Source organism: bacterium, from assembly GCA_016708315.1.
Taxonomy (GTDB): Bacteria; Zixibacteria; MSB-5A5; order CAIYYT01; family CAIYYT01; genus JADJGC01.
The window spans coordinates 282,848-295,928 of record JADJGC010000024.1; the positions used below are offsets into that span (position 1 = coordinate 282,848).

Consider the following 13,081-nt stretch of genomic DNA (forward strand, 5'->3'; position numbering starts at 1 on the left):
AAACCTGTCATGATCCGGTGGTCCTCTCTACTCGCACTTTGTTCACTTGCTTTTCTGCTCTTCTCTGGAATCGTTGGACAGAAGAGACAACTAGTCCGCATCATGCCTTTGGGCGATTCGATTACCTGGGACATCACATTTGGCGACACCAGGCCTGACGGTCTGCGTACAGGCTATCGCCAGCCGCTGTGGTTAGCGCTTCAGGCTGAAGGGTTCGACGTGAATTTCGTCGGCAGTCTCGTTGCCGGGCAGGATGCAGTGCCGGCTTTTGATCCAGACAATGAGGGGCACTCGGGCTGGACGGACGCACAGATTGCGGCAAACATCTACGACTGGTTAACATCCAACCCGGCGGATGTGATACTTCTGCATATTGGAACCAATGGTCTTGATGCGAGCCCCAACGATGTGGCCAGTATTCTCAATGAGGTTGACCGCTATGAGGCAGATCACGACATGCCGATCACAGTGTTTATTGCCCGCATAATTCAAAGAGTACCCTACAGCGCAACAACAACGCAGTTCAATGATAATGTCGAAGCAATGGCGCTGGCAAGAGTGGCAGGTCAGAACGATCGCCTTGTGATGGTTGATATGGAAGACGGCGCCGGATTGATATATACGATTGATACTTCAGGCATGACCGGCGACATGTATGACTATTTGCATCCAAACTCTCACGGGTATCCGAAAATGGCAGCACAGTGGTTTGCGCATTTGCGACCGTTTCTTCTTGAAGGCGGATGCCCAAGCGGTATCAGTCACTATTGGAAACTCGACGAAGCCGGTGGTCCCCCCTATTTCGATTCATATAGTACTGCTGATGCCGTGTGCAGCAGTTGTCCGGGTGCAACAACTGGCGTTGTCGGCAGCAGTCTCTTGTTCTCTGGTGCCGTTTCAGTCACTGTCCCGACGCAAAGCAGCTTCGACTGGTCGGCATCGAGTGATTTCTCAATAGAACTGTGGTGCAACGCTACGGAAGTCAATGGAGCGAACGTTGGATTAATTGGTCGCGCAGGCAGCGGTTCGTTTACGGCTTGGTCATTGGGTGTGAATTCTGACGGCAAAGCGAACTTTCACCTGCAGGACAATGGAAGTACAATAGACTTAGTATCTACGATCACTCTGGTTCCGGGGCAGTGGTATCATTTGTCTGCGACGCGAGACGGCAGTAGTGGGCTGACCCAGCTTTATGTAAACGGCAATCAACACGCTACAACGAGTGCGACCTTTTCACACGGCTTCGTTTCGACCTCAGACGTTACATTGGGATATCTCGCACTAGAAGTGGGCTCCCATTTCCAAGGAAAGATAGATGAAGTGGCATTGCACAATTCTGCGCTTCCTGCCAGCACCTTGGCGTCGCACTATAGCGCAGGAATCGGAGGATTGGGATACTGCGACGGTGAACCGGCAGCCTCGACGATCTACACGACACCGCTTGGACAGGGATTTGTCGGAGATGTGTACAGCTACGATGTAAACGCTTCAGGAAATCCTGCTCCGCACTATGGCCTGCTCGCCGGACCATCTGGAATGAGCATTGAGAGCATTACCGGTCTCGCAAATTGGACGCCGTCGATGGCTGGCACGTTTCCTGTGTCGCTAGTTGCGGTGAATTCGTTTGGCGCGGACACGCAGTCGTTCTTCATTGAAGTCACACAGTTACCTTCATGTCCATCAAATCTGATTCATTATTGGAAGCTGGATGAAAGTAGCGGAAGCGTGTACGTTGACCTGGTGGGAACAAACTCGGCGGTATGTTCGAATTGCCCTCAGGCAGTACCCGGAAAGGTCAACTTCGCGAAGCAGTTTGACCGCATGGATGACGAGGCCACTATCAGCAATGACGGTACCTTCAATTGGAATGCGACGCAGAATTTCTCGATTGAATTCTGGATGAAGCAATCATTGGGATGTGCCGGTCTTACGCAGCCAAACAACGAAGTCGTAATCGGACGTTCTGGTGCAGGCTGGTGGATTGGCGTGATGTGCGAATCGGGTGGGAATGCGGGCAAGCTGCGTTGTTACATTCAAGGCACTGATATTATCAGCAACGCTTTGGTGACAGATGGAGAATGGCATCATGTCGTGTTTCTGCGCGACAATGGTGCCGGGAACTGGCGTCTCTATATTGATGGCCTTCTCGATCGCAGTGTAGCTGGAGCCGGTCATAACCTGTCGGCTTCTGATCCCCTGACACTCGGTTGGTTCAACGGTCCGGATCCGGGCAAGTACCGCTTTGGTGGAGTGCTTGACGAGTTGGCGCTGTACAACGACAAGTTGCCAGTCGTAGTTATCGAACAGCATTACAATCTTGGCTGGGGCGCTACCTATTGCTACAACTGCGGAGATGTCGACGGCTCCGAAGCTGTGACGGTTTCCGATGCGGTATATCTCATCAATTTCATATTTGGCGGCGGCAATCCGCCGCTGGCATCGGAAGCTGCAGATGTTGACTGCAGCGGTTTCATCACGATTTCCGACGTAGTTTTCTTGATCGGTTACATCTTTGCCGGTGGTCCAGCGCCGTGCGAACAATGCAAGTAGTACCGGTCGGGCTATAGTAGGTATGGAATAGTAATCGTCTGTACGTACTGCCGCTACCGCCGCAAATTTTGCGGCTTGGATGTGGAGGCGAACCACATTTAGCACGACTGATTTTTGCGGAAAGATCCTCCATCCTTACTGAACATGGACGTGATTTTCCTTGACAAATTTATCCCTGTTGTTATCTTTGAATCAACATTGGTCTACCTATTCATCTTAGTTCGGACTCCGAACTAACTGCATTCGAAGTGAATTCTTAACATGCCGGCAATCGGCCGAAAACAATCGCACAGTAGTCTGCTGTGAAGAGAGTACCTGAGATTGCACGCGTAGTCCTCGCGGAGTCCATCTGACGGCGCTCGCGCTCTTGCATAGATAGCAGAGACTTTTGTGCGTTCAGAATAGTTGGAGAACGTTTGTGAGTCGTATCTGCATTTTTGGATCACATTTACTTGAAAATGGTATTGGGGTAACTAGAATCGAGAATTAAGGCGGAGGCAGCCTCGAATATTCGAGGACAAGTTAATCATCTTTGTTTTCAACAATCTACTTTCCGCGCCAATAAGAGAGAGAAAGTCGGAACATGATGTCAGCGAATCGGCAACGTGAGATCCGTGCGCGTTCGCAAAATTCGACATTACGTAAACTTCGGCCCGGATGGGCCAATACATGCCAATTTGGGAGGTACCAATGAAATCAGTGTTCACGCGGGCAAGCTTCCTCAGTTTGCTCTGTTTAATGACGACTGCCCTTCTGCTCCTGGGAGCCACGACAGTTGGAGCGCAACCAAGCGGTTGCCCGACCGGGATGACCGGCTTTTGGAGGTTTGATGAAAGCATTGGTGGACCGTACGACGATTACTACGGCATTAATGATGCAATCTGCACCAACTGCCCGGCAACTGCCACGGGAAAGCTCGGCAATGCTATTGATTTTGACGGCGTCAACGTTCGAGTGGACATTCCTGATGACGGCAGCTTCGATTGGAGCGCGACGACAAGTTTCACGATCGAGTTCTGGATGCGGTCAAACGGATGCAGTTGCACCCAAACGGGATATGACTGCAATCAGGTAATTGCCGGTCGCGTCGCCGCTGGATGGTGGATTGGTGTCAACTGCCAGACCGTTCCGGCAGGAAACACGAATAAGCTGCGCTGTTACTTCGGAACCAGCGGGGCTGATTTGTACAGCAATGCTTCTGTCAATGATGATGTTTGGCATCATGTCGTCTTTGTATTTGACGCAACAGCTGGTGAATACCGTCTGTTCATTGACGGCGTACTTGACAATAGCGTTTCGGCAGCTGGCGGCAATCGTGTTGGTGCCGGACCGCTGCAACTGGGATACTACTCAACTGCATACCAATATGCCGGGCTACTGGACGAGTTTGCGCTTTATAACAGTGCTCTCACAGACTTAGAAATAGAGAATCACTTTTCAGCCAGTGCTACCGGCCAAGGTTATTGTGACGCTCCGACGCTCACCGCAATCGTCTCTACACCTGTAACAGCAGCAACCGTTGGCACGGTATACAACTACGACGTTGATGCCGTTGGCTCGCCGATACCGACCTACTCGTTGCTGTTAGCCCCGACAGGCATGACAATCGACGAAACCTCAGGAGTGATCAGTTGGACACCCCAGTATGTTGGGACCTTCGATGTCCAAGTGCGGGCGAGCAATACTGAAAGCAGCGATGAGCAGGCGTTTTCGGTCAAGGTAGACCCTGCCTGTTTCTGCACACCTGGGTTAACGCACTATTGGAAGCTTGATGAGATGACCGGCAACACTTTCGCAGACTGTCAGGGTGGACACAATGCGAATTGTGGCAACTGTCCTACCCCAATTGGTGGACATATTGGAGGCGCTCAGGCATTTGACCGGACAGATGACGGACTGAGTGTACTGGACGACGGCAGTTTGGATTGGAGCGCGACGGACAGCTACTCAATCGAATTCTGGATGAACGAATCCTCTGTTTGCGGCGGTACAGTACAAGCCAATAACGAAGTCATTGTCGGGCGTTCCGGAGCCGGATGGTGGGTCGGCGTCAATTGCGAGTCGCCGCTGCCGGTGCAGAGGATACGCGCTTACTTGCAAGGGACAGAGCTATTCAGCACCACAGTCGTAAACGATGGTCTGTGGCACCACATCGTATTCGTTCGCGACGCGGTCGCTGGCGCATTCACGCTCTATGTTGATGGAGTTGCGGAGGCGACGCTGGTTACGGCGGGAAAGAACCTTGTCGGAAATGATTCCCTGACGATTGGTTACTTCAACGGTCCGGCACTGGGCAAGTATCGCTACGGCGGCATTCTTGATGAACTGGCATTTTACGGCAATGCGCTTACTGAACAGACAATTGATGAGCACTACAACCACGGCGTAGGCGGCCGCTACTGCTACGGTTGCGGTGATGCCGACGCGAGCGGGGCTGTTACAGTCTCTGATGTTGTGTATTTAATCAACTTCATCTTTTCGGGTGGAAATGCCCCACAGCCACTTGCCTCTGGCGATGCTGATTGCAGCGGTTTCATCACGATTTCGGATGCTGTCTATTTGATAGGATTCATTTTTAGCGGTGGGCCCGCGCCCTGTGCTACGTGTCCATAAATGGCGGTTCATGACAAAAGCAAGGACGAGGAAGCTGATCAAGAGATCATCTTCCCTACCCGATTCGGGGTCGCCGGGTCATGTCCCGGCGTCTGCATTGACGTAAGGAGAAAGAAATGACAATTGGTAAATGGTTTTCTTGGTCGATCTGGATCAAAGTATCGGCAATTCTTCTGACTATTCTGGTATTCGGCCTGGTGGTCCCGGCTGTCGCACAGCCGAGCGGATGTCCCACCGGGATGACCGGATATTGGAAGTTTGACGAAGTGTCAGGTGGGCCTTATGACGATTTCTTTGGCAGCAATAATGCCACCTGTACAAACTGTCCGGCAACGGTGATAGGCAAGCTTGGCAACGGGTTGGATTTTGATGGAACCAACGATCGAGTTGATATTGCAGATGATAACAGCTTCGATTGGAGTACGACGACGAGCTTCACGATCGAGTTTTGGATGCGATCTTCGGGATGCAACTGCACGACACCGGTAGGTGGTTACACTTGTAATCAGGTAATAGTTGGCCGCTCAGCAACTGCCAGCGGAGGCTGGTGGATTGGCGTCAATTGCGAGACAGGTAATGTAGGCAAGCTGCGTTGCTTCTTCACTAACGTTGATATGTACAGCAACGTTACAGTCGCAGACGATATGTGGCATCACGTGGTCTTTCAGTATGACAATTCAGCTGGACAGTATCGATTGTACATCGACGGCTCATTGGACAGAAGTGCTTCGGCAATTGGAACTAACCGTGCCGGAACTGTGCCGTTGCAGATAGGATACTTCAGCACGGGTTTTCAGTACTATGGCATGCTCGATGAATTCGCTGTTTACAATCAGGCATTGACTTTGAGCGACATTCAGAATCACTACAACTCTGGGAACGGGCAGTCCTATTGCTCCGCCAATCAGACTCCGGTAGTGACGGACATTCCAGGCGAGACGATAGCTGAAGGTGGCACATTTGTGACGATTAATCTCGATGACTACATCTCAGATGGTGACCATACTGATGCAGAGATGACGTGGACATACTCGGGAAATTCACAACTGACAGTCTCGATTGTCAATCGCGTGGCGACAATCACGGCACCGAACGCTGAGTGGTCTGGAAGCGAAACGATTACTTTCACAGCAACTGACCCGCTCGGTGCGTTTGACTCCGATGATGCGACTTTCGCAGTTACGGCTGTCAATGATCCGCCGATAGTGACGGACATTTCTGGTCAGACGATTGCCGAAGGCGGATCATTTGCGACAATCGCATTGGATGACTACATCTCGGATGCTGACCATTCTGACGCGGAGATGAATTGGACATACTCGGGCAATACCGAACTTACAGTTTCAATTGTCAATCGCATGGCGACGATCACGACGCCGGACGCTGAGTGGTCGGGTAACGAAACGATCACGTTCACGGCTACTGACCCGCTTAGTGCATTCGACTCCGATGATGCGACTTTCACAGTTACGGCTGTCAACGATCCACCGACAGTTACAGATATCCCCGGTCAGACGATTGCTGAAGGCGGAACATTTGCGACAATCGCATTGGATGACTACATCTCGGATGCTGACCATACTGATGCGGAGATGAATTGGACATACTCGGGAAATTCCGAACTTACAGTCTCGATTGTCAATCGCGTGGCAACAGTCACCGCTCCAAACGCTGAGTGGTCGGGTAACGAAACGATCACGTTCACGGCTACTGACCCGCTTAGTGCATTCGACTCCGATGATGCGACTTTCACAGTTACGGCAGTCAATGATCCGCCGGTAATGACAGATATCCCTGGGCAGACGATAGCTGAAGGTGGGTCATTCGCGACTATCAATCTCGATGATTACGTCTCGGATGCTGATCATTCTGATGGGGAGATGAATTGGACATACTCGGGAAATTCTGAACTTACAGTCTCGATTGTCAATCGAGTTGCAACAGTCACCGCTCCAAACGCTGAGTGGTCGGGTAACGAAACGATCACGTTCACGGCTACTGACCCACTCGGTGCGTTTGACTCCGATGATGCAACTTTCACAGTTACGGCGGTCAACGACGCGCCGATAGTGGTGGACATTCCCGGTCAAACGATTGTCGAAGGCGGAACATTTGCGACAATCGCATTGGATGACTACATCTCGGATGCTGACCATACTGACGCGGAGATGAATTGGACATACCGGGCAATACCGAACTTATAGTTTCAATTGTCAATCGCATGGCGACAATCACGACGCCGGACGCTGAATGGTCTGGAACCGAAACGATTACGTTTATAGCTACTGACCCGCTCGGTGCGTTTGACTCCGATGATGCGACTTTCACAGTTACGGCGGTCAACGATCCACCGATAGTTACAGATATCCCTGGCCAGAGCATTGCCGAAGGTGGGTCATTCGCGACTATCAATCTCGATGACTACATCTCGGATACTGACCATACTGATGCGGAGATGAATTGGACATACTCGGGCAATACTGAACTTACAGTCTCGATTGTCAATCGCGTGGCAACAATCACGACACCAGGTTCGACCTGGACCGGCAGCGAGATAATCACATTTACAGCGACTGATCCTGAATTCGCTTCAGACTCGGATGGTGCGACTTTCGCCGTGCTCTCGCAAGGGTGTCCCGATGGCATGATACATTACTGGCAACTGAATGACACCTCAGTGCCGCCGCTGGAAGACAGCTATGGCAGCACAGATGCGACTTGTAGTGTCTGTCCAACGCCGGTTGCCGGACTGGTCGGCAGCGCACAAGAGTTTGACCGTCTGACTGACCTGGTCACGGTACCCGACGACGGCACATTCGATTGGACAGCTGCTTCGAGTTATACTATCGAGTTTTGGCTGAACAAGAGCACGGGATGCGGAGGATCGGCGCAACCAAACAACGAAGTAGTAGTTGGCCGTTCTGGCGGTGGTTGGTGGGTTGGAGTCATGTGCGAGAGCGGCGGACACCAGACCAAGGTGAGAGCCTACTTTGGCGCGACTACAGATCTATATAGCACCACTTCGGTGACAGATGGAGATTGGCATCATGTGGCGTTTGTCCGTGATAACACTGCCGGCGAATGGCGGATGTATATCGACGGTAATCTCGAAGTGACGCAGGTGTCTGCGGGCAGAGCTTTGGCAGCCTCGGACCCGCTCACCATTGGGTGGTTCAACGGTCCTGATCCGGGCAAGTACCGTTTAGGCGCCATTCTGGACGAATTGGCGCTCTACAGCTCAGCACTTTCCGAGGTCGAGATTGACAACCATTATAGCCTCGGACTCAGCGGGCTGGGATACTGCCAACTTGGGGTTCCGCCGCTATTCACCTCGACTCCCGACACGGCTGCCCTTGGCAATCGTAGTTACACCTACGACGCGGAAGCCACAGGTTCGCCGGAACCGATTTTCACGCTGACAACGTATCCGGCCGGGATGACTATCGACTCATTGACCGGCGTGATTAACTGGACCCCGGGTGCCACAGGAGCATACCCGGTGTCGATCTCGGCAATAAATGCGGCGGGCGTTGATTTTCAGTCATACACCATCATCGTGTCAGCACTGGCACCGTTGATTACATCTGCTCCGGTAACTTCGGCATTCGGCGGAGAACCTTACGAGTATGATGTTGAAGCCTCAGCGCAGCCAGCAGCGACATACTTCGTGTTTGGCACTCCTCCTTTCGGTTTGCCTCCGGGGCTTACGTTCAACGCGACGACCGGGCTGATCTCCTGGCCAAATCCGCAGCCGGGCACACATCCAATATCAGTGCAGGCAGTGAATGTCTTCGGCACCGACCTTCAATCCTATGTCTTAGAGGTGACGCCAGTGGCGCCACTGATCACATCTTCACCCCTGCTTGTGGCACGAACTGGTTCGTTGTATCGATATCAGGTACATTCAAACGGTTCGCCGGCGCCATTTTTCTATCTGGATATTGCGCCCTCCGGCATGGAGATCGATTCGGTGAGCGGTGAAATTACGTGGTTGCCGACTGTGGCCGCGAACTTCCCGGTGAAAGTTCGTGCAGCAAATACCGCCGGCGATGACGCGCAAGTTTATGTCATCGCGGTGGCAGAAGGCATCACGGAGTGTACTCCGACAATGCTGCACTATTGGCGTTTGAACGAGCTGTCAGGGCCGAGCTATGCCAACTTCCTCACACCGTTGACAGCTCAATGTGTCGGCGCCTGCCCTACCGCCGTTTCCGGCAATGTTGACGGCGGCCAGCGATTCGGAGCGGGGAATGTCGGTTTGCAGGTTGCGGACAATGGTTCGTTTGACTGGATCGGTATTGAGGATTTTGCAGTCGAATTCTGGATGAGACGAGATATCGCTCCGGCGATCGATTCCAATGAGGTCATTGTCGGTCGATGGGGACCACAGTGGTGGATTGGAATCAATCACGATGGAGGAGCTTCAGACATTGGTAAGCTGCGTTGCTGCATGAGCGGAGTAAACCTCCTAAGCAACTCCGTCGTCAACGACGATTTCTGGCATCACGTGGTTGCATCGCGGAGTTCTGGAGTATTGAGTCTCTATCTGGATGGTGAGTTGCAGTCGTCCGCGCCATCCGCGACAACACTTGCAGCAGATGACCCGCTGACAATGGGATATCTCAATACCGGAAGTCCGATCCTTGGATACTTGAGGTACAAGGGCGTCTTGGATGAGGTTGCACTGCATAGCGACGATTTGCCTCTCACCGTCGTTACAGCTCATTACAATAACGGAATCGGCATTCGCTATTGTGCACGTTGCGGCGATTGTGATGCAAACGGTAATCTGACGATTTCCGATGTTGTCGCTTTGATCGGCTACATCTTTTCCGGAGGAGCTGCTCCGGAGCCGCTGCTAACTGGAGATACTGACTGTAGCAACATGGTGACCATTTCCGATGTTGTTTACATGATAAACTTCATCTTCTCAGGAGGATCGATCCCGTGCGCTAATTGTAAATAGCCCTTCGTTCGGTCTTATTTCTTGTCGAAGTGAGCTGATCTTCCCGATAGATCAGCGTGGAGGCCGGGTTCGCCAATCAACGAACCCGGCTTTTCTTTTTTTGCCGTCATGTTGCTCTTGAACAAACCGAGCGATTCTTCAGATTTGGCGTACGCTGTGAGCCTTGGTGTAATTTCGACAAAAACGTCCAAAAACCGAAAACAACGCGGTCACTGATACGTAAGTAATCTTCAATGGCATAAGTCTTACGGACTTTCCTCGAGGGAGATATGAAGAAGAGCAACTACCTGATCGTCGGCCTGATATCATTGACGCTAATTCCCTTGGAGTTGACATGGACTCGCATTCTCTCTGCCGAGTTCTTCTATACCTTTGCCTTCCTTGTCTTGTCGGTAGCGATTCTTGGACTGGGACTCGGAGGACTGGCACTAAGGTTGTTCCAGCGCCTAAATCAGAGCCGCCTTATCGGACTCTATCTTTGTCTCACGGCGCTTTGCGCAGTCGCAGGGCCCGCGCTGGTGTTTGCGATTGCACCTGATTTCTCCCTGCTCTTTTCGAGTTGGTTGACGGTGGGCAAATTGGTGCTGACAGTTTTCGTCTTGATGTCTGCCTACTTCTTTGGCGGGATGGCACTGTCTTTAATATTCAAGCTCAACCACTCGCACATTCCACGGCTGTATATGGCAGATTTGATTGGCGCCGGTGTTGGAGTTGTCGCAGCGATTGTCGCCATGAACCAGTTCGGGACGCTTCAGGCCTCGATACTGGTATCAATTCCTGTCTTAATCGCATCAATCATTGTTAGTCGTGGAGTATGGAAGACGGCCCCTATTATTATGGCTATCATTGTGATTGCCGTATCCCCCAGTTCCGATGAGTGGCTGGGGCTAGAGCGGACCGAACGTGCGCCGGTGATTTTCACTCATTGGGACGCGATGTCGAAGATCAAGGTTTATGACTACGGTCCTGAGGCCAGAGGCATCAATATAGACAACGTTGCTAATACGCCGGTCTATCGCTTTGATGGCGATTGGTCGGCGATTAATGCCGATTCTGCTGAATGGGGTATTGATGTTTCGTACCTGATTGATCAATTCGACTCGTGTGTCTTTCTTTCATTGGGATCAGGAGGCGGGTCAGATGTGTTTCAAGCGCTAGTAGAAGGAGCCACCGAGGTCCACGCTGTCGAAGTCAATGGATACATCAATCAGATGATGCTTGTAGCAGACACCGGCGGTTATTCGCGCCCCAAGCCACCGGAACCCGATTCGACTGGTGCAATCGATTCCACAGCACTCGAGGCTTGGCAGCAGCCTTTGACGAGTGTAGCCGACTTCTCGGGCAATTTATTTCGTGATCCCCGAGTTAAAGTCATAACTGAAGATGCACGCGCTTATGTCAGGCGGAATCACAACAAGTTTGATGTCATTTATTCTCTAAGTTCCAATAGTTGGGCGGCGCTTGCTTCAGGCTCGTTCGCACTAGCGGAGAATTATCTCTTCACGACTGAAGCGTTTGTCGACTACTGGAATGCGCTCTCAGACAGCGGCTTCATGATGATGGAGCATCAGGTTTATGCGCCAAGGCTGGTGACCGAGGTCATTGACGCACTGAATCGAAGCGGTGTAAAGGCGCCGCTCGATCATTTTGCTGTCTACGATTTGCCGCAGATGCGTCGAACGATGATCCTGCTTTCCAAGCGGCCGCTCTCGGATGATCTTCGCAACCGCGCATTCGGAGAATTGACCGTCGAAAGATTCGGCCAGATTCACTTGATTTATCCGCCTGCCAATGATTCGGTTGCGAACCACTTGATTGCCCGGATAGTCAAGAATGGCTGGAAGAGCGAGGCCGATACGGCGACTGTGGATATTTCGCCAGTCACCGACAATCGTCCGTTTGTCGCGCAAATGGGACTGTGGAGAAATTTCACCTCGGAGAAACGCGCCAAAGTGAATCCTTATGCAGAGTTCTCAGGCTTCCCAATGGCAGGTGCAATACTGGTAATGGTGTTGGGCATAGTGGCATTGATTGCAATTCCCGTGAATCTGATTCCCTACTTTCGCGAGGGTCCGCGATTGCTTCCTGTGCCGTGGCTGTATTTCTTCTGCATCGGTATTGCCTTCATGGCAGTTGAAATTGTGCTGATACAGCAATATTCGCTGATGATCGGTCCATCTCTTTACAGTGTCGCGGCAGTGCTGTTGACGTTGCTTGTGGCGTCCGGAATTGGCAGTCGTTTCGCAGGATCAATGAGCGACCGCACGACATTCCTAAGCATTGTTGGCTGGATTGTCCTCGACGCACTGTTTTTCGGTTACGTGTCCAATTGGGCAGGACATTATGAAATGGGAATTCGAATTGTCATTGCTGCTATGTTGATTTTCCCGCTCGGATTCTTCATGGGGATGCCCTTCCCCAAAGGTGCGCTTCGTGTAGGTGAATTGATCGACTGGGGATTTGCAGTCAATGGTACGGCTTCCGTTCTTGGTTCTGTATTGGTCCTAATGATTGCATTCGCCTGGGGATTCTCGATAGCGTTGCTCTTTGCCGCCTTGATTTACTCGGCTTCATATGTCCTGTTTGGTGCAAGCAACGCTTGGAACAATAGTCAGACTCGATCAACAAGCTGAAACCTAGGTTAGCTCATGGCACCTTGAAGACAAAAGCCCTCCGAAGTGACTACACTCCAGAGGGTTAATTTGGTAGCGGGGAGGGGATTTGAACCCCTGATCCGCCGCGGCGGATTATGAGCCTTCTCTGCTGACGTTCTTGAGGAAGTCACGACCGACACCAGACTTCAGCCATTTCTCGCGTGTCAGGGCTTCACGCCGAGTGGCGAAAATCTCGAAGAAGATGACAGACCAATTAGTGCGACGTTTCGTCCAAAGACTCAGACCACTATTGTGTTGCTCGAGCCGCTTCGGCAAGTCGGCCGTTTGGCCAACGTAT

6 protein-coding genes are annotated in these 13,081 nt (G+C 51.8%); 5 read left to right on the forward strand and 1 reads right to left on the reverse strand.

What is annotated here, in order from left to right:
• The first annotated feature begins 9 nt into the window (after positions 1 to 9).
• The 5 genes from IPH59_17285 (at position 10) to IPH59_17305 (ending at position 12,762) form a co-directional block, all read left to right on the forward strand.
• Positions 10 to 2,550: a hypothetical protein gene (locus tag IPH59_17285; GenBank protein ID MBK7093441.1), complete on the forward strand. Its 2,541-nt coding sequence runs from the start codon at positions 10 to 12 to the stop codon at positions 2,548 to 2,550.
• Between the two features lie 690 nt (positions 2,551 to 3,240).
• The gene (locus IPH59_17290; GenBank protein ID MBK7093442.1) at positions 3,241 to 5,163 is read left to right on the forward strand and encodes a putative Ig domain-containing protein; all 1,923 of its coding nucleotides are present in this window, start codon (positions 3,241 to 3,243) and stop codon (positions 5,161 to 5,163) included.
• A gap of 116 nt (positions 5,164 to 5,279) precedes the next feature.
• Entirely contained in the window at positions 5,280 to 7,367 is a 2,088-nt protein-coding gene (locus IPH59_17295; protein ID MBK7093443.1) for a hypothetical protein, read from the forward strand.
• Positions 7,337 to 10,129 (forward strand): putative Ig domain-containing protein, encoded by a 2,793-nt coding sequence (locus tag IPH59_17300; protein ID MBK7093444.1) that lies wholly within the window; start codon positions 7,337 to 7,339, stop codon positions 10,127 to 10,129. Before IPH59_17295 ends, IPH59_17300 begins: the two co-directional genes overlap by 31 nt.
• Before the next feature lie 269 nt (positions 10,130 to 10,398).
• Positions 10,399 to 12,762, forward strand: a complete 2,364-nt coding sequence (locus IPH59_17305; protein ID MBK7093445.1) for a hypothetical protein — start codon at positions 10,399 to 10,401, stop codon at positions 12,760 to 12,762.
• A 114-nt stretch (positions 12,763 to 12,876) separates the two neighbouring features.
• Here IPH59_17305 and IPH59_17310 read toward each other — a convergent pair.
• Positions 12,877 to 13,081, reverse strand: a 205-nt coding sequence (locus IPH59_17310; GenBank protein MBK7093446.1) for a GIY-YIG nuclease family protein, incomplete at its 5' end; no start/stop codon positions are given.

What these genes read in the sequence shown, in the direction of transcription:
- IPH59_17285 (MBK7093441.1), top strand. Translation starts at nt 10, where the DNA reads ATGATCCGGTGGTCCTCTCTACTCGCACTTTGTTCACTTGCTTTTCTG.
- IPH59_17290 (MBK7093442.1), top strand. Translation starts at nt 3,241, where the DNA reads ATGAAATCAGTGTTCACGCGGGCAAGCTTCCTCAGTTTGCTCTGTTTA.
- IPH59_17295 (MBK7093443.1), top strand. Translation starts at nt 5,280, where the DNA reads ATGACAATTGGTAAATGGTTTTCTTGGTCGATCTGGATCAAAGTATCG.
- IPH59_17305 (MBK7093445.1), top strand. Translation starts at nt 10,399, where the DNA reads ATGAAGAAGAGCAACTACCTGATCGTCGGCCTGATATCATTGACGCTA.